The organism is Rhodococcus sp. MEB032, from assembly GCF_030208925.1.
Taxonomy (GTDB): Bacteria; Actinomycetota; Actinomycetes; order Mycobacteriales; family Mycobacteriaceae; genus Rhodococcus_F; species Rhodococcus_F qingshengii.
The window spans coordinates 17498-33749 of record NZ_JARVSY010000029.1 but is presented as its reverse complement, the minus strand read 5'-3'; the positions used below and the strand labels follow the sequence as shown (position 1 = coordinate 33749).

General features: G+C 61.9%; 19 protein-coding genes. 11 read left to right on the top strand and 8 right to left on the bottom strand.

Annotation, left to right across the window (positions count from 1 at the left end; translation table 11 throughout):
• On the bottom strand, positions 1-502 hold a 502-nt coding region (locus QRN54_RS26160; protein WP_502944076.1), incomplete at its 3' end, for a hypothetical protein.
• Between the two features lie 178 nt (positions 503-680).
• On the opposite strand from QRN54_RS26160, the gene QRN54_RS26155 reads away from it, so the two are divergent.
• Positions 681-1181, top strand: coding sequence for an ImmA/IrrE family metallo-endopeptidase (locus QRN54_RS26155; protein ID WP_003946241.1), 501 nt, complete (start codon positions 681-683; stop codon positions 1179-1181).
• A complete protein-coding gene (locus tag QRN54_RS26150; protein ID WP_285183404.1) occupies positions 1178-2179 on the top strand; it encodes a hypothetical protein in 1002 nt (333 codons plus the stop codon). The genes QRN54_RS26155 and QRN54_RS26150 overlap by 4 nt, the downstream gene beginning before the upstream one ends.
• A 60-nt stretch (positions 2180-2239) precedes the next feature.
• Here the strand turns inward: QRN54_RS26150 and QRN54_RS26145 are convergent, their stop codons facing one another.
• On the bottom strand, positions 2240-2656 hold the full coding sequence (locus QRN54_RS26145) for a helix-turn-helix domain-containing protein (protein ID WP_003946231.1): 417 nt from the start codon (positions 2654-2656) through the stop codon (positions 2240-2242).
• A 479-nt stretch (positions 2657-3135) separates the two neighbouring features.
• Between QRN54_RS26145 and QRN54_RS26140 the strand changes: the two genes are divergently transcribed.
• The 3 genes from QRN54_RS26140 (at position 3136) to QRN54_RS26130 (ending at position 4813) form a co-directional block, all read left to right on the top strand.
• Positions 3136-3291: a hypothetical protein gene (locus QRN54_RS26140; RefSeq protein ID WP_003946253.1), complete on the top strand. Its 156-nt coding sequence runs from the start codon at positions 3136-3138 to the stop codon at positions 3289-3291.
• A 145-nt stretch (positions 3292-3436) separates the two neighbouring features.
• Positions 3437-4282, top strand: coding sequence for an SDR family oxidoreductase (locus tag QRN54_RS26135; protein WP_047272489.1), 846 nt, complete (start codon positions 3437-3439; stop codon positions 4280-4282).
• 48 nt (positions 4283-4330) lie between these two features.
• On the top strand, positions 4331-4813 hold the full coding sequence (locus tag QRN54_RS26130) for a DUF2505 domain-containing protein (protein ID WP_030536322.1): 483 nt from the start codon (positions 4331-4333) through the stop codon (positions 4811-4813).
• On the opposite strand, the gene soxR is transcribed toward QRN54_RS26130, so the two are convergent.
• Positions 4799-5278, bottom strand: a complete 480-nt coding sequence (gene soxR, locus QRN54_RS26125; protein ID WP_003946250.1) for a redox-sensitive transcriptional activator SoxR — start codon at positions 5276-5278, stop codon at positions 4799-4801. The genes QRN54_RS26130 and soxR overlap by 15 nt on opposite strands.
• A 5-nt stretch (positions 5279-5283) precedes the next feature.
• Positions 5284-5772 carry a heme-binding beta-barrel domain-containing protein gene (locus QRN54_RS26120; protein ID WP_285183403.1) on the bottom strand — a complete coding sequence of 163 codons (489 nt, stop codon included), beginning with the start codon at positions 5770-5772 and terminating at the stop codon, positions 5284-5286.
• Positions 5773-5871: 99 nt separating this feature from the next.
• On the opposite strand from QRN54_RS26120, the gene arcA reads away from it, so the two are divergent.
• Positions 5872-7089 carry an arginine deiminase gene (gene arcA / locus QRN54_RS26115; RefSeq protein WP_003946210.1) on the top strand — a complete coding sequence of 406 codons (1218 nt, stop codon included), beginning with the start codon at positions 5872-5874 and terminating at the stop codon, positions 7087-7089.
• A 13-nt stretch (positions 7090-7102) separates the two neighbouring features.
• On the opposite strand, the gene arsC is transcribed toward arcA, so the two are convergent.
• A complete protein-coding gene (arsC, locus tag QRN54_RS26110) occupies positions 7103-7456 on the bottom strand; it encodes an arsenate reductase (glutaredoxin) (RefSeq protein ID WP_003946209.1) in 354 nt (117 codons plus the stop codon).
• Between the two features lie 94 nt (positions 7457-7550).
• Here arsC and QRN54_RS26105 point away from each other — a divergent pair, with 94 nt between their 5' ends.
• From QRN54_RS26105 to QRN54_RS26090, 4 genes are all read left to right on the top strand, one after another.
• On the top strand, positions 7551-8234 hold the full coding sequence (locus QRN54_RS26105; protein ID WP_003946268.1) for an SDR family oxidoreductase: 684 nt from the start codon (positions 7551-7553) through the stop codon (positions 8232-8234).
• Between the two features lie 42 nt (positions 8235-8276).
• Positions 8277-8636 (top strand): GntR family transcriptional regulator, encoded by a 360-nt coding sequence (locus tag QRN54_RS26100; protein WP_003946225.1) that lies wholly within the window; start codon positions 8277-8279, stop codon positions 8634-8636.
• A gap of 48 nt (positions 8637-8684) precedes the next feature.
• Positions 8685-9116 (top strand): DoxX family protein, encoded by a 432-nt coding sequence (locus QRN54_RS26095; RefSeq protein WP_003946228.1) that lies wholly within the window; start codon positions 8685-8687, stop codon positions 9114-9116.
• Between the two features lie 84 nt (positions 9117-9200).
• A complete protein-coding gene (locus tag QRN54_RS26090; protein WP_003946258.1) occupies positions 9201-10835 on the top strand; it encodes a BCCT family transporter in 1635 nt (544 codons plus the stop codon).
• Between the two features lie 72 nt (positions 10836-10907).
• Here QRN54_RS26090 and QRN54_RS26085 read toward each other — a convergent pair whose 3' ends face one another.
• Positions 10908-12416, bottom strand: a complete 1509-nt coding sequence (locus QRN54_RS26085; RefSeq protein WP_003946230.1) for a dolichyl-phosphate-mannose--protein mannosyltransferase — start codon at positions 12414-12416, stop codon at positions 10908-10910.
• A 74-nt stretch (positions 12417-12490) separates the two neighbouring features.
• Between QRN54_RS26085 and rsmI the strand changes: the two genes are divergently transcribed.
• The gene (rsmI, locus tag QRN54_RS26080; RefSeq protein WP_285183402.1) at positions 12491-13321 is read left to right on the top strand and encodes a 16S rRNA (cytidine(1402)-2'-O)-methyltransferase; all 831 of its coding nucleotides are present in this window, start codon (positions 12491-12493) and stop codon (positions 13319-13321) included.
• Here rsmI and QRN54_RS26075 read toward each other — a convergent pair.
• Together QRN54_RS26075 and metG are read right to left on the bottom strand one after the other, a co-directional pair.
• Complete coding sequence (locus QRN54_RS26075) at positions 13318-14565, bottom strand: DUF2786 domain-containing protein (RefSeq protein WP_202425863.1); 1248 nt, start codon at positions 14563-14565, stop codon at positions 13318-13320. The two genes, rsmI and QRN54_RS26075, sit on opposite strands and share 4 nt — an antisense overlap.
• 81 nt (positions 14566-14646) lie before the next feature.
• Entirely contained in the window at positions 14647-16245 is a 1599-nt protein-coding gene (gene metG, locus QRN54_RS26070) for a methionine--tRNA ligase (protein WP_285183401.1), read from the bottom strand.
• Positions 16246-16252: the final 7 nt, after the last annotated feature.

Sequence of the window (16252 nt, the reverse complement as noted above, 5' to 3'; positions counted from 1 at the left end):
CGACTGAGCCGACCACGACTGAGCCCACGACGACTGAGCCGACCACGACTGAGCCCACGACGACTGAGCCGACCACGACGACTGAGCCCACGACGACTGAGCCCACGACCAACCCTTCGGCGTCGCAACGTCCGAGCAGCAGCGCTTCCCCCGCGACCAACGCAACTTCTGCGACCAACGCAACTTCGCAGACCGAGAGTCCTTCGAGCCAAGCACCCTCCGAGACACAGTCTCCTTCCGAATCGCAGCCGAGTTCCGAGCAGTCGTCCGCGGTAGCGGCTCCGCCGGCTGGACCGTCTGATCCGCAGGGACCGTCAGCGGGCGGCGGAGCGCCTGCACCCTCTGCCGGTGGACCGGCAAACGCTGCGCCGGGCGCAGTCGCAGCCCCTTCCGCACCCGAGGTTCTGGCCGCACCCGCACCCGTAGCTCCGCAGGTACCGTCGAACGTTCCGAACGTCGCGGCTCCGACTGACAACCCGCAGGCATTTCCGACGGCGTTCACTCAAGGGCTTCCGCCGATTCTCAACGCCGCCGCCGTCGCCGGCGGTGTAGGCGGAATGGCAGTGGTAGCGGCCGGTGCGGGAGCACTGACTTTCCGCGGAGCATCGCTGCAGAAGGCGCGATTGGCTGCCGCGCGTGCCGAATTCCTGGCACCCGGATCACAGGGAGGTGCGTGAGTCGTGCCGGACAGACGTTCACATCGCCGCGTTCTGGCCGCGGTGGATGCCGTATGCGACGCAGCAGCGTCGTCGGAGGCAGTGTCACTGCTGACGGTGGTGCAGACAGTCGCCCGCGAGCGTGGGCGCCCGATCGAGATCGATCTGGAAACCCCTCTCGCCACCGGAGTGTGCGGTCAGCGCCGGGCCTACGACGACCACGACGTCATCGTTTTGGCTCCCGGACTACCCAATGTCGAGCGGACTCTGGCACATGAGTTGGGGCACATAGTGTTTCGCCACGAGGGTGCCGAGATCGCCGAGGCGACGCTCGAGGTCAGTGACGATTTGATCGCCTACATGTTGAGTCAACGTTCTCTGCGGCGCAACGAACCCGTGCCGATGGACGACATCGCGGAGTGGGAAGCCGAGACGTTCGCGTCGATGTTGATCATGCGTCTGCGAACGATGAGTGGCCGTGGGACACCGCTGTCGGTGTTGCGGTACGACGAGGCGATCGGATGATCTTTTGGGCTGTGGCCCTTCTCGTCTGGGTTGCAGCCGGCGCGAGACTGGGTCGAGTTGTCGCGCGCACCGCGACGCCGTTGCGAATGTCGATGGTCTTTGCAGGCTTCTCGGTCGCATTGTCGTCGACGGTCATGGTGCCGGCGGTATGGGACATCGTCGATCGCATTGCGCCGGAGCAGCATGCCGCCGCGATGATCGTCATCGTCTTGTGGACAGCGTTGTCTGCGGCCAGTGCAGTCGGCGCCGTGTCTGCGTGGCCGGTGATGTCACGTCCGGCTATGCGCGGCCTCGCCACCGTGCTGTACTCGGTGGGGCTCCTGGTGGCGATCGCGGTTCTCTTCGGCTACCCGGCGCCGGCTCTGATCTTTATCATCGTCGCTCTGTCCCTTGTCATTTCGACGGGGCTACGGCACGTTGCGTGGGCGCCGTTGGGGCGCGGAATCGCGTTGATCGTGACCGGTTCGTCGATCCTGCTCGTCGTGGTCGTCGTGATGCTTGTCGAATCGATCGGTGGCACCGGCGCACTCGAATCGGATATCTGGACGGGCGCAGGGGTGTGGTTCATCGCTGCCTCGAGTGTTCTGATTGCGCTGGGCATCACGTGGGTGCTTCTCGAGACCTGGTTACGTGCGCGACGAGATCTGTACCGGCTGCGGCGGATGCACGCGCTTCTCGTCAAGCGATTCCCCGAGGTAGTCGACGCGGACAGCGCCGGGAGTACGTCTGTGCTGCGGGCATCGGACATGATCGCGCAGATCATGGATGCGATGTACATCCAGTCCGGCGCCGGGATGTTCGACGTCGGTGGTCAGGAACCGCCGCGGGCCGTCACTGCACACGCGGGGCTTTTGGCGGGGTGGATCGCCGATCCCTTGGCCTCGGATGTGTTGGACACCAGGTGGATTGCGCCTCCTGAGAAGATGTCGGCGCGCCGATGGGTGTTGTTGTTGGCGAAAGAACTCGATGAAACGACAAAAGTAGGTCGACGTTCGTAGTCGACCTACTCCATGTCATTGCAGTGCTCGAGATCGAGTCAGTGCTTCAGCACGTTCACATCAGCGTGACGCGTCAGGCGGAACCTCTGGCAAACCTTCACTCGCGCGGAGCTTTTCAGCCATCGTGGTGAGTAGATTCTGCGATTCTTCCGAGAGGTCGAATGCACGGCTCGAGAGGCGGCGAAGCCCGTAGCCTTGGAGCTGTGAGAGCAGTTCGAGATCGTGATCGATCTTGGCTGCGTAGATGTCGTTGAAGAAGTAGTCGGGCTTCACCTTGAAGAACCGGGCGAAGGCTGCGACTGTCTCGTCTGAGGGGTTGGTGCGCTGTCCCGAGCGGAGCTGCGAGATGTACGGCTTGGAGATCTGATGGCCGTCTTCGATGAGCGCTGCCGCAACCTCGGCGTTGGTATGGGGTTTGCGCCCCGGAGGATGAACACTGTCGAACAGTTTGTTCAATCGTTCTGCAAAGTCAGCCATTGTGAACCGCCCCGTAATCCTCTCTAGCTAGCAATTGTCCGTTCAGTGAATCCTACGGTATCACGCGGATAACCGATCGGTAGCTCACCGTAGTCTGTTTAGTGGACTAGTTGTCAAATGTGTCCGAGATTCGATTCGTCCGGCCAATGAGTGCTCAGCTATGTCTCAGCGCACATTGAGTTTCCGCCACACGGAAATGTGCAGCTACGACTGCGCTATTCGAACCTTCCAGTACTTGGCCAATCTGCCCAATATCAAACCTTTTACCCGTTTTGGCGATATTAGCTATGCGTTAGCCTGGTTTTTCACAACTATTTCGATTGAAAAACTGCAGTTCAAGCGATGTTTGAAGGTTTGGGGTCGCGATCAGGGTGGCTGGTTGCGATGTCATGCGGATCACCTCCGGGTTGAACCTTGAACGGTTTGCCGGATTGCGATCTGTGCTAGCTAAACCCTCCGAGTGGGTGCAGAATTGTGACATGAAACACACGATGAGCGATGATGAATTGCGCCGCGCAATCCGTGAAATTCAGGATCGAGCCCACGACGCACGCAAGCGTGGGGACGATGTAGCGGCGGAAGAACTCGACCGTACGGTCAAGGGCTATCAAGAGCAGATGATGCAGCGTCTTTAGTGCTCGCTGCGGTCGTCTCTGTGCGGTGTTTGCGCGGAGTACGGCCGTACCCCGCAGGTCGTCTTGCGTGTTTCAGGGCGGCCGCACCGTGCGTGCGTAGACTTTCCCGCATGTCCACAGTACGAGTGCGGGGGAGTGTTCATCCATGTCTGTAAGGTCGCTCGACGGCAAGAAATGCCTGATCACCGGCGCCGGTAGTGGAATTGGACGTGCAACTGCGCTGCGTGCATCAGAGGTCGGCGCCGAATTGTTTCTCACCGATATCAACAGCATCGGATTGGAAGAGACGGTCGCGATGGTCGGCGCCGGCGGCGGCACGGTCAGCATGGCGAAGGCACTCGATATCTCGGACTACGACGAGGTCGTGAAATTCGGTACCGAGATTCACACTCAATTTTCTTCGATGGATGTCGTCATGAATATCGCCGGCATTTCAGCGTGGGGAACTATCGAGAACCTCGAACATCGGCATTGGAAGTCCATGGTGGACGTCAACCTGATGGGGCCGATCCATGTCATGGAGACGTTTGTTCCACCCATGATTCGTGCCGGCAAGGGTGGACACCTGGTCAACGTGTCTTCGGCTGCCGGACTTTTGGCCCTGCCGTGGCACGCCGCCTACAGTGCGAGCAAGTTCGGCCTTCGCGGGGTGTCCGAGGTGCTGCGATTCGATCTGAAGCGGCACGGAATCGGGGTCAGTCTGGTTGTGCCGGGTGGGGTGAAGACGCCATTGGTGGGAACCGTGGAAATAGCGGGTATCGACAGGAACGACCCGCGGGTCGAAAAACTCACGCACCGGTTCGAGGCGCGTGCTGTCTCCCCGGAGAAGGTGGCGTCGTGCATTCTGCGGGGAATCGAGAAGAATACGTACCTCGTATATACGTCCAATGACATCCGATTCGGATACTGGTGGGCGCGCAAATTCGCCCTGCCTTACGAGTTCGTGATGCAAAAAGCGAACGACCAGTTCAGTAAATTGCTCAAGCGATGAGCGTTAACTCCGCCGGGACTTTTATCTAGTCGAATAGGGACCAAAGTCATGCCGAAGAGTTTTCACTTCGATATCGAATTCAAATATCCGATCGACGACGTGCATCGAACTTTGACCGACCCGAATTATTGGAAAGGCAGACTCGGAGACCTTTATGCCACCTCGGACATCGAAGTTCGAGACGGATCGATCGAAGTATCCGTGTCCGAGGAAATCGACTCCGCCTCCCTCCCGAGCCTGGTCGCCAAGGTTGCGCCGAGTCGGCTCGGTCTGAAACGGGTCGATCGGTGGGGACCTCTGTCGGACGGGCGTGCAGCAGGGTCGGTCACCGGAATCGCGCGGGGACTGCCGATCCGAATCGAGACGACGCTCGATCTCACCGCCGCCGAGTCCTGCACGCGGTTGGTCGTCGACGGAACGGCTGAGGTGAAGATGCCGATCATCGGCGGCCAGATCGAGAAGTTGCTGAAGAAGACCGTCGAGGACTTGCTGGGGCGCGATCGGGACGCCGTCGAGTCATTTCTCGCCTGAGCCTGCACCGAAATCTACTTCCAGAACGCGCGCACCCGGGCCGGCGGATGCGAGTTGATCGTGCGGGTTGGCGAGGGCGCACCCCTCCAACGAGAGGCACCCGCAACCGATGCAACCGGTGAGGTTGTCCCGTAGACGTTCCAGTTGCTCGATGCGTAGATCGAGGTGGCGCCGCCACCCGGTCGACAATCTTTCCCAATCTGCGCGGTTCGGGGTACGGCCTTCAGGAAGTGTGCCGAGGGCCTCTCTGATTTCCGACAGCGGAATGCCGACGCGTTGCGAGATTCTGATGAAGGCGACGCGTCGAAGCGTGTCTCGTTGGTATCGGCGCTGGTTTCCGCTGGTCCGGCGACTGACGATGAGGCCTTCTCGTTCGTAGAAATGCAGGGCCGAGACGGCGACACCGCTGCGCTCGGAGAGCTGGCCGGGCGTGAGTTCCTTTGCCTTCCACGACGGCATCTCCATGGCGACTACCGGTCCGTCGCGCGGTGGAGGGTGGCGTGGAGATGATGCGTCAGCGGGGTGTCGCCGTGCGCCATCCACAGGTCGTATGTCAGCGTGTCGCCCTGAACGCGCATGACTCGCCGAACGTCGTGAACCGGTTTTGCGTCGGGTGATGCTGCGAGCGTGAGACGGGTCAAGGCGAGAGTGCCTTCGGAGTCGAGGGTGCCGCGATGGATCTCGACGAATCCGGTGGGCTGGCTGACCAGCAATTCGAGCTCACCACCCGGTGTTGTGCGCAGGTATCCCGATTCCATGTGAAGCGGTCGTCCGTCGGGGAGCCCACGAGTGCGCGACGAGTAGGTGAGAAACGGTTTCGGGGTGGGCGCGAACTCGATCTCCTCGGAGTACTCGAAGTCGTCGATGGTGGGGAAATGTCCGGCTCCAGCGCCGACCCAGCGCCCGGTGAACCTCTCGATTCCGGCGCCGTTCAGCGCCGCCTGATCCGTACTACTCATTGCCTGGTCCTCTCGCCTGCGTCGGATCAGACGTTACGCGGGCCGGTACGACAGCTGCTTGTCCCTGCTGGGTGGGGCCTACGGGATTAGTGTTCACTCATGAACGCTTCTGGCTCCGTCCCCCTCGGTGTCGATTCCGAGGTGGGCCGATTGCGATCGGTCATTCTTCATCGTCCTGGCGACGAGTTGAAACGATTGACTCCGCGCAACAACGACGAGCTGCTGTTCGACGCGTTGCCGTGGGTGGACCGCGCGCAGGAAGAACACGATCAGTTTGCGACCGTCCTTCGTGAGCGCGGCGTCGAGGTACTGCTTTTGTCCGATCTCCTCACCGAGGCGCTCGAGGTCAGTGGCGCAGCGAGGATCCAGGGAATCGCGGCCGCCGTCGACGCACGCAAGATCGGCCACGCGCTCGGGCAACACCTGGCCGCCTACCTGCGAAAGGTGGAGCCGAAGGAGCTTTCGTCGATCCTTACTGCAGGAATGACGTTCGACGAATTGCCGATCGATGCCGACTCGACCTCATTGGTGCGCAGGATGCATCACGGCGGTGACTTCGTGATCGACCCGTTGCCCAACTTGCTCTTCACCCGTGATTCGTCGTTCTGGGTCGGGCCACGGGTCATCATCACGTCCTTGGCGTTGTCAGCGCGAGCTCGCGAATCCTCGATAACGGATCTCGTCTACGCGCATCACCCTCGATTCAAAGGCGTGCGCCGCGCGTACGAGTCGCACACGGCTCCTGTCGAGGGAGGTGACGTGCTGCTTCTCGCCCCGGGGGTGATCGCAATCGGTGTCGGTGAACGTACGTCACCCGCCGGAGCAGAAGCATTGGCGCGTAGCGTGTTCGACGACGGCCTCGCCCACACGGTGTTGGTTGTTCCGATCGAGCAACGCCGAGCGTCGATGCATCTCGACACGGTCTGCACCATGGTCGAGGCCGACGCGGTCGTCATGTATCCGGCCATTCAGGACACCCTGGCGGCGTTCACTCTGCGCAAGGAAGACGACGGGGTGAGTATTCGCGGTGCGACGCCGTTCCTCGAAGCGGCGGCCGACGCCATGGGAATCGGAAAACTGCGTGTGATCGACACCGGACTCGACACGGTGACTGCCGAGCGTGAGCAGTGGGACGACGGAAACAACACCCTCGCCGTCGAGCCTGGCGTCGTCGTCGCTTACGAGCGCAACGTCGAAACGAACGCCAGGCTGGAGGCCTCGGGTATCGAGGTTTTGCGAATCGCGGGTTCGGAACTGGGGTCCGGCCGAGGTGGTCCTCGGTGCATGTCCTGCCCGATCGCCCGCGATCCGCTGTAAGCCGTCGACGCTGTCAGAGAATTTCTTCCACCTTGGCTGCAGGCCGCGCGAGGACGGTGCCTTTGTCGGTGACCACGAACGGGCGTTCGATCAGAATTGGGTGCTCGATCATCGCGTCGAGGATCTCGGATTCGGATGCATCGGCGAGCCCGAGTTCCTTGTACTGCGTTTCGCGCTTGCGAACGGCTTGGCTGGGCTCGAGGCCGGCGTCGGCGAGGAGTTTTTCCAGCTCGGATCGGGTAGGCGGAGTATCGAGGTACTTCACAATGGTCGGTTCGATGCCGGCGTCGCGGATAAGTCCGAGAACAGTCCGCGACGTGTTGCACCGTTGATTGTGGAAGATGGTTGCAGATGCCATGTCCGTCATTCTGCCTCTGTGTCCGAACTCGTGGGACAAACAGCGGAACAACGGACACCTCCGGCGCGCTGCACTTGAAGTACCGACTTGTGAGGAGAAAACGATGACGGAACATCGAAGTGTGGACGAACGGCGCGTGGTCATTGCCGGTGGGCACGGCAAGATCGCGCAGCACCTGACGTACCTGCTGGCAGGACATGGTGATCGGCCGGTAGCGCTGATCCGCAACTCCGCGCACGAGGGTGCGGTCCGCACACTCGGCGCGTTCCCCGTGGTGATCGATCTGGAATCCTCCACGGTCGAGGAAGTTGCGAAGGTACTCGACGGTGCCGACGTCGCGGTCTTCGCCGCGGGCGCCGGACCTGGTAGCTCGATCGAGCGGAAGGACTCCGTAGACCGAGCTGCGGCGGTGCTGTTGGCCGATGCCGCCGAGAAAGCGGGAGTGCGTCGGTTCATACAGATCAGCGCCATGGGTGCTGGTGACGAAATACCGGAGAACACCGACGAGGTTTTTGCCGCCTACCTGCGGGCGAAGACTGCAGCAGAGGAAGACCTGAAGACTAGGACTTCGCTGGATTGGACGATTCTTCGGCCAGGCCTTCTGACAGACGACGACCCCACCGGTGAAGTCCTTCTTGCAGAGCCGCCCGTCGATCGAGGCTCTGTGCCTCGTGCAGATGTCGCCGCAGTGATCGAAGCGCTCATCGACGCGCCGTCCAGTGTCGGCAAGATATTGGTTCTGACCTCCGGCCCGCATACGATCCGCGAAGCGATCGAGGGTTTGTGAGAGAGAAGATGCTGTGACCGAGAAGATACGACGAGGGTGACGATGAAGATCGCGATCGAACACGATTCCTCCACAGCTCCGTACGACCAACTGCGGCAACAGATTATCGAGCAGGTTCACGGCGGCGGATTGATTGCGGGAACCAAGATCCCGACGGTGCGTGCATTGGCCTCGGAGCTGGGATTGGCGGCCAACACCGTCGCGAAGGCTTATCGCGCGCTCAGCGATCAGGGCGTGATCGAGACGAGGGGAAAGCAAGGGACGTTCATCGCTTCGGGGACCGATCCGGTGCAGGCGCAGGCGGAGCAGGCGGCGACCGCGTTTGCGCATAAGGTCCGCTCGCTCGGGTACTCCGACACTGAGATCGTCGCCATGGTGGAGTCGGCATTGAGAGGTGCGTGACACATTGATTAAGTTGACGCTTCAACTTAAAGCTGTCAGTCTTGGCTCATGAATTCGTCGATTGCTCGTGACCTCGGACTCCTCATCGCCCGTGTCGGCCTCGGGATCATCTTCATCGCCCACGGTTGGCAGAAGTTCTTCACCTACAAGATCGCCGGAACGCAGGCCGCATTCGAAGGGATGGGCGCCCCGCTCCCCAAGATTTCTGCAGTTCTGGCAGCATCCATCGAACTCGGTGGCGGCATCCTGCTCATCGCGGGTCTGCTGACCCCGCTCGTCGGCGCACTGCTGTTCCTCGACATGGTCGGCGCGTTCTTCATCGTGCACGCCGACAAGGGCGTCTTCATAGACAACGGCGGCTATGAACTCGTCGTCGCACTCGGTGTCGGTTCGCTCTTGATCGCTGTTATCGGCGCAGGACGCATCAGCATCGACGGATTGATCGGCAAGGGCAACGGTTGGGTTAAAACCCCAGCTTGATCGGGGTGAGAAGGCGGGTTCAACGGCTGTTGAGCCCGCCTTCCAGCTTGCTTTTGGCCCACAAAGTGACGAACGTAGTCATCTATGGTGACGAAATCTGATCGATCCGAACAAGATTCCGGGGCCAACGAAGAGCGCCCGGAGACGGGCTTTACTCGGGTAGGCGTTCGGACCGACTACGTGGTGTTTTCCGTGGCGGCCGCAGCGGTGCTGGCTATTGTCGTGTGGGGTCTCGTAGCTCCCGACAACCTGAACTCGGTAACCGGAAGTGTTCTCGGCTGGTTGGTGACGAACATCGGCTGGCTCTTCGTACTCGCAGCTTCGGCTTTCGTGCTGTTTTCCATCTACCTCGCTGTCAGTCGATTCGGCGACATTCCGCTGGGCAAAGACGGTGAGAAGCCCGAGTTCCGAACCGTCAGCTGGATCGCCATGATGTTCAGCGCCGGCATGGGCATCGGCCTGATGTTCTTCGGTGTCGCGGAACCGCTTGCGCACTACGTGACTCCGCCTCCCGGCACCGACGGTGGCGTCGGAACTGCCATGGCTACCACCATGTTTCACTGGGGTCTTCATCCTTGGGCGATGTATGCCGTTGTGGGCCTTGCCATTGCGTACGGGTCGTATCGCCGAGGACGCAAGCAACTGTTCAGTTCGGCCTTCATCCCGTTGCTCGGTCGCAAAGCCGAAGGGCCGATCGGCAAGGTCATCGACATCCTGGCAATCTTTGCGACACTTTTTGGCACCGCAGCATCTTTGGGGCTCGGCGCACTTCAGATCGGCTCCGGTTTCGAGGTAGTCGGCTGGATGGAAGAAGCCGGCGTATTCCTGCTCGTGGCCATCGTTGCGGTACTGACCCTGGCGTTCGTCGCTTCGGCAGTTTCCGGTGTGGCCAAGGGAATTCAGTGGCTCTCCAACATCAACATGGTGCTCGCGTTGATCTTGGCCCTGTTCGTGTTCGTTCTCGGGCCGACCGTGCTGATTCTCAATCTGCTCCCGACGACCATTGGTGCATACGTTTCCGACCTCGCCCAGATGTCGGCCCGCACGGGTGCATCGTCGAATCCTGAAACCGGCGCGTGGCTTTCGTCGTGGACGATCTTCTACTGGGCATGGTGGGTGTCGTGGACGCCGTTCGTCGGCATGTTCCTGGCCCGCATCAGCCGCGGCCGCACGATCCGCCAGTTCATCGTCGGCGTCATCGCCGTTCCCACGACTGTCAGCTTGCTCTGGTTCGCGATCTTCGGCGGCGCAGGCATCGGCGAGGAACGCGACGGAATCGGCTTGTCCGGCCGAGGCTCGGAAGAGGCTCAACTGTTCGGCATGCTCGACAATCTGCCGTTGGCCGGAGTGACGACTGTCCTGGTCATGCTGCTCGTCGCAGTGTTCTTCGTCTCCGGCGCCGACGCTGCGTCGATGGTGATGGGGACGCTCTCGCAGCGCGGAACGCTCGAACCGAGTCGCTGGGTCGTGGTGTTCTGGGGCATGTTGACCGGTGGCGTCGCGGCGCTTCTGCTGTGGACCGGTGGTTCCGAAGCGCTCGACGGCTTGCAGACCATGACGATCATCGCTGCGGCGCCGTTCGTGCTGGTCATGATCGGACTGTGCTTCTCGCTGTACAAGGATCTTTCGCACGACCCGATCATCATTGCGGCGAAGGAGCAGAAACGTGCTCTCCTACGCCCGCGCCGAGGACGCCGTGTGGGTAAGTCAGTGGAGTAGGACTTGAGCGGAGTAGGACTTGAACCGTGAAGGGGCACCGAACTGCGGTTCGGTGCCCCTTTTGTCGTCCGGTTATTTCCAGCTGGGCAACCACAGATGGTTCTGCCACGATTCCGGCGTGATCGGCATGGCGGTGAGTATCGGCCAGAGGTAGACGAAGTTGGCCACGACCAGACCGATGTACAGACTGACTGCCAGAAGTCCGGTGGTACGACGCTCGACGGACGCGCTCGCCTTGCCCAGTACATCGCCGAGGACCAGCGCAAATCCCATGACCATGAACGGGGCGAGTGCAACTGCGTAGAAGTAGTACATCTGGCGGTCGAGCGTCGCGAACCACGGGAGGTAAGCGGCACCGTAGCCCGTCAGGACCACGGCGTATCGCCAGTCCCTGCGCACGAACGTCTGCCAGATCGCCCACGCCAACATCGGTAGGGCCAGCCACCACATCGCCGGTGTGCCGATCAGCATCACGGCCTTGACGCAGCTGGCGGCCCCGCAACCGGTGACCTGCTCGCCGTCGGCGTAGTAGTAGAGCATCGGTCGTAGCCCCATCGGCCACGTCCACGGTTTCGACTCCCACGGGTGGTGGTTTCCGGCGGAGTTGGTCAGACCGGCGTGGAACTGGAGAACGTTTCCGCTGTAGTACCAGAGTGAGCGCAGCGCGGAGGGAATGAAGCTCCATGTGCCCCCCTCACCGATCTCGTTACCGACGGCGTGACGGTCGACGCCGGTCTCGCTGGTGAACCAGGCCCAGTAGCTCGCGAGGTACACACCGAGCGGAATGATCACCAACGCATACAGAGCAGGCCCGATGTCGCGAACTGCAGTGCCGACCCATGGGCGCTGCACGCGGTAGGCGCGGCGCGCTGACAGGTCGAAGGCAACACTGAGCAATCCGAAGAACAGAATGAAGTACATGCCGGACCACTTTGTTCCGCAGGCCAGGCCGAGCAGGATGCCGGCGCCGAACCTCCACCACCGGAAACCCAGCCGCGGACCCCAGGCAGAGTCGCCGATTCGGCCCTCTTCGTATACCTTCGCCATCCGTTCGCGGACTTGGTCGCGATCGACCACCAGGCATCCGAGAGCAGCGAGGACGAAGAAAGCCAGGAAGATGTCGAGCATCCCCAGGCGTGAGGAGACGAAGGTGACGCCGTCGACGATGAGCAGGATTCCGGCAATCGCGCCGATCAGCGTGGAGCGCGTCATGCGGCGCACGATCCGGATGATCAGCAGGACCATCAGTGTCCCGACCAGGGCCGACGAGAATCGCCACCCCCAACCGTTGTAACCGAAGAGTGCTTCGCCGATCGCGATCATCTGCTTACCGATGGGCGGGTGTACCACCAATCCGTAACCGGGATTGTCTTCGATGCCGCCACCGGTCAGAACTTGCCAGCCCTGCGGAACGTAGTGCTTCTCGTCGAAGACAGGTGTGCCGGCGTCGGTCGGGTAGGCGAGCATCGTGAAGCGTGTGATCGCCGCGATAGCGGTGACGAAAGCGGTGACGATCCAGCCGCGCAATCTGTCGGTCGGGCCGAAATCAGGATCCGGTACCAGCGGGCCGGGACTACGCATTACCCGATCGCTCGTGGCGGGCGTTGGCCGCTCGTCCGTCTGCACAGTCACCTGGCAATCGTAGGCTGTCAGGTATGACTGGTCGCTTGGTACTCGCCGCAACACCCATGGGAGATGTCGGTGACGCGTCTCCGCGTCTTCGGTCTGCTCTCGCAACCGCCGACGTCGTTGCTGCGGAGGACACACGACGCACCAAGTCTCTGGCGTCCGCGCTCGAGGTAACCATCACCGGGAAGATCGTCAGTTTCTACGATCAGGTCGAGATTTCCCGGCTGCCCGCGCTGGTCGCCGACGTCGCCGAAGGCAAGACCGTCCTGCTGGTCACGGACGCGGGCATGCCGTCGGTCAGCGATCCCGGATATCGCCTTGTCGCCGCCTGCGTAGCCGAGAACCTCGCCGTCACGTGCTTGCCCGGTCCGTCGGCGGTGACGACGGCGCTGGCACTCTCCGGATTGCCCGTGGAGCGGTTCTGCTTCGACGGATTCCCACCGCGTAAGCAGGGGCAGCGCAAGACGTGGCTCTCGGCCTTGGCAACCGAGCAGCGAGCGTGTGTGTTCTTCGAAGCACCCCATCGCCTTGCCGACTGCCTCGCAGATGCGGTGGAAGTTCTCGGGCCGAATCGGCGCGCGGCCGTGTGCCGGGAATTGACCAAGACCTACGAGGAAGTGAAGCGCGGCACTCTCGGGGAGTTAGCTGCTTGGGCCGCCGAGGGCGTTCGCGGTGAGATCACGGTGGTGCTCGAAGGCGCAGTGCAGGTGGCATCTGATCCTGCCGATCTGGTCGACGAGGTGGAAAGGCTGGTCGAGGGGGGAGCACGATTGAAGGACGCGTGTGCTCTGGTCGCAACGGCCGGAGTCTCCAAGCGTGAGTTGTACGAGACGGTCCTGGCCGCTCGAAAGGACTAGCGGGAGCGGTTCACGGCGGGTGCGCCGGGACGCAGGTTGGCGTCGTCGGCTGCAGCCTGGCCGGCGTGCCAGCCTTCGGCGTCCACGGACCGTCCGCGAGTCTTGCGGGTTGTGGGGAACAATCGATCGAATTCGGCGTCGACGGCCTCGGATGTGGTGGCGAGGATCGGCAGAAGATCCGCGACGTCCATCGATGCCGCGTCGGCCGCTTCGGCGGTGGCTTTGGTGCCGGCGTCACGCAGGCGGTGTCCGATGCGGCTGGCGAACCCGGCCAGGAATCCCTTGCGGAACGAGGTGGTGCGTGAGCCGCCACGATTGCTCGAGTCGGCGAATTGCATTGCACGGGTTGCCTGTACGAGCAGGGAAGTGAACAGCATGTCGACTTGCTGAAGGTCGACCGGAGTGCCGACGACGGTCGCGAGTGCAATGTCGCTGAACCAGACAGTCCTGACTCGATTCGATTCGCCGATCTCGGTCAGGAGGTGAACCTTTTCCTTCACGTACGGGTTCTCGATGTGAATGCGTCGGGCATTGACGGATGTGTCGGTGACCCCGGCGCGACTGTGGAGCAGTGCGGAGTCGATGGCGTACCGGGTCATCAACTCCTGGGCCTTCGCGGTGAAAATCTCGGCTTCTTCCGCGAAGTTGGTTGCTTCCGCTTTGGCGAGTAGTCCACGAATTCGCTTGAGTACCTTGGCGTCGACCTCGGTATCGCCGACGCCGGCATAGCTGGTATCGGTGCGTTGCGACGGCCAGGTGGATGGTGGCGCGAGCAACACCGTCCACTGAGGTAGGCGCATCCACGATCGCGCGACGTCGACGATCTGCGAAACGAGGAAGTAGGGATCCTGGAACAGAAGGCCGGCCGCGAGGGAGCGAAAAACGTCGTCGTCCACGGTGATTCGAGAAGCGATGTGCCGAGACTTCGGATACTGCTCGCCGATCGTCTGCAACTGCCCCACCCATTCGAGCGGAGCGCGATCGGAGGCGCGCGACGCCTTCGCGTCGAACAGGATGGTGGTGGCGGCGAGATCGGCGTCGGACGCTTCTTTGCTTCGACGCGCCAGATGAATCAGATCCGCCGGCTGCCATCCGCGGTCGTACGCCGCGGACAGTTCGGAAACGAGATCTCGCACCGCGGAAACGGATTGAGGGCTGACCTCCTGAGTGGACACCCGCGCTCCGTTCCATGGCAGTGTCTGCGCCGAAGCGCTGGTTCGAATGTATGTTCTATTCGTCGTCATGGCTGGAGTGTGCACGTGGGGTCCGACACATCCGCCTGTAACCGGATATCTCGGACCCCACGTGCGGCACTCTCGCTTAGCTCATTCCTCGACGAAGCGGGGGAAAACTGGCGCCGGAGCAGGCAGTTTCCGGTTCGCGTCGATGCGAACCGCAATGTCGGCGAACTGCCGGTTCTCTTCGCTCTGGCCAAGCAGATCGAGGATGCGTGACGCCGCGTCGGGCATCACCGGCTGAACGAGAAGCCCGACGATGCGGACCACTTCGAGCGTCACGTACAGAACCGTCGCCATGCGTGCCGGATCCGTCTTGCGCAGAACCCACGGTTCCTGCTTGGAGAAGTACCGGTTGGTCTCGCCGAGAACGCCCCAGATGGCTTCCAGTGCGAGATGCAGCGCCTGCACGTCGAACTCGCTGCGGCACTTGGCAAGCAGGGCATCCGCCGACGCCAGCATCGCCAGGTCGTCCTCGGTGAACTCGCCGGGGGTCGGTACCTGGGCATCGCAGTTCTTCGCGACCATCGTCAGTGAACGCTGCGCGAGGTTGCCCAGTTCATTGGACAGGTCTGCATTCATACGCGTCACGATTGCTTCGTGGCTGTAGCTGCCGTCCTGGCCGTACGAGATCTCGCGGAGCAGGAAGAAGCGGACCGCGTCGAGGCCGTACTGATCGACCATCGCGATGGGGTCGACGACGTTGCCGACCGACTTCGACATCTTCTCGCCCTTGTTGTACAAGAACCCGTGGACGAAGACCCGCTCCGGCAGTTCGATGCCGGCAGACATGAGGAACGCCGGCCAGTACACGGTGTGGAAACGCGTGATGTCCTTGCCGATGATGTGCAGGCTCGCGGGCCAGAACTTCTCGAACTCCGCCGAGTTGACGTTCGGGTAACCCACGCCGGTCAGGTAGTTGGTGAGGGCGTCGACCCAGACGTACATGACGTGGTCGGGGTCTCCGGGAACCTCGACGCCCCAGTCGAACGTGGTGCGCGAGATCGACAGGTCCTTGAGGCCGCCCTTGACGAAGCTGACGATCTCGTTGCGACGTGTCGCGGGGGCGATGAACTCGGGATGCTCTTCGTACAGAGCAAGCAAACGGTCCTCGTAGGCCGAGAGACGGAAAGTGTAGTTGGACTCCTCGGTCCACTCCACCGGAGTGCCGGTCTCCGTCGACTGACGGGTGCCGTCGTCCAGGAGCGTGGTCTCGGCTTCGGTGTAGAAGGCCTCGTCACGAACCGAATACCACCCCGAGTAGGTGTCGAGGTAGATGTCGCCCGATGCGGCCATCTTTTCCCAGATCGCCTTGCTGGCGACCTGATGGTCGGCGTCGGTGGTGCGGATGAACCGGTCGTACGAGATGTTCAGGACCTTGTCGAGGTTCTGGAACACGTCGGAGTTCCGAGCCGCGAGTTCGCGGACGTCGATGCCCTCTTTGATTGCTGTCTGCTGCATCTTCAGACCGTGCTCGTCGGTGCCGGTCATGAAGAACACTTCATGACCGTCCAACCGCTTGAAGCGGGCGAGCGCGTCCGAGGAGATGTACTCGTACGCGTGGCCGATGTGCGGAGCGCCGTTGGGATACGCGATCGCTGTCGTGATGTAGAACGGCGATCGTTCCGCGCCTTCCGGGGCAGCGGAGTCTGGGCGCGGGGTCTGGGAGGGTGAGGCAGGCACAGTCATGGTGGGC

Excerpts from the sequence above, each read along its gene's own strand:
- QRN54_RS26150 (WP_285183404.1), top strand. The coding sequence starts at position 1,178 with ATGATCTTTTGGGCTGTGGCCCTTCTCGTCTGGGTTGCAGCCGGCGCG.
- QRN54_RS26145 (WP_003946231.1), bottom strand. The coding sequence starts at position 2,656 with ATGGCTGACTTTGCAGAACGATTGAACAAACTGTTCGACAGTGTTCAT.
- QRN54_RS26140 (WP_003946253.1), top strand. The coding sequence starts at position 3,136 with ATGAAACACACGATGAGCGATGATGAATTGCGCCGCGCAATCCGTGAA.
- QRN54_RS26135 (WP_047272489.1), top strand. The coding sequence starts at position 3,437 with ATGTCTGTAAGGTCGCTCGACGGCAAGAAATGCCTGATCACCGGCGCC.
- QRN54_RS26130 (WP_030536322.1), top strand. The coding sequence starts at position 4,331 with ATGCCGAAGAGTTTTCACTTCGATATCGAATTCAAATATCCGATCGAC.
- soxR (WP_003946250.1), bottom strand. The coding sequence starts at position 5,278 with ATGGAGATGCCGTCGTGGAAGGCAAAGGAACTCACGCCCGGCCAGCTC.
- QRN54_RS26120 (WP_285183403.1), bottom strand. The coding sequence starts at position 5,772 with ATGAGTAGTACGGATCAGGCGGCGCTGAACGGCGCCGGAATCGAGAGG.
- arcA (WP_003946210.1), top strand. The coding sequence starts at position 5,872 with ATGAACGCTTCTGGCTCCGTCCCCCTCGGTGTCGATTCCGAGGTGGGC.
- arsC (WP_003946209.1), bottom strand. The coding sequence starts at position 7,456 with ATGACGGACATGGCATCTGCAACCATCTTCCACAATCAACGGTGCAAC.
- QRN54_RS26105 (WP_003946268.1), top strand. The coding sequence starts at position 7,551 with ATGACGGAACATCGAAGTGTGGACGAACGGCGCGTGGTCATTGCCGGT.
- QRN54_RS26100 (WP_003946225.1), top strand. The coding sequence starts at position 8,277 with ATGAAGATCGCGATCGAACACGATTCCTCCACAGCTCCGTACGACCAA.
- QRN54_RS26095 (WP_003946228.1), top strand. The coding sequence starts at position 8,685 with ATGAATTCGTCGATTGCTCGTGACCTCGGACTCCTCATCGCCCGTGTC.
- QRN54_RS26090 (WP_003946258.1), top strand. The coding sequence starts at position 9,201 with ATGGTGACGAAATCTGATCGATCCGAACAAGATTCCGGGGCCAACGAA.
- QRN54_RS26085 (WP_003946230.1), bottom strand. The coding sequence starts at position 12,416 with ATGCGTAGTCCCGGCCCGCTGGTACCGGATCCTGATTTCGGCCCGACC.
- rsmI (WP_285183402.1), top strand. The coding sequence starts at position 12,491 with ATGACTGGTCGCTTGGTACTCGCCGCAACACCCATGGGAGATGTCGGT.
- QRN54_RS26075 (WP_202425863.1), bottom strand. The coding sequence starts at position 14,565 with ATGACGACGAATAGAACATACATTCGAACCAGCGCTTCGGCGCAGACA.
- metG (WP_285183401.1), bottom strand. The coding sequence starts at position 16,245 with ATGACTGTGCCTGCCTCACCCTCCCAGACCCCGCGCCCAGACTCCGCT.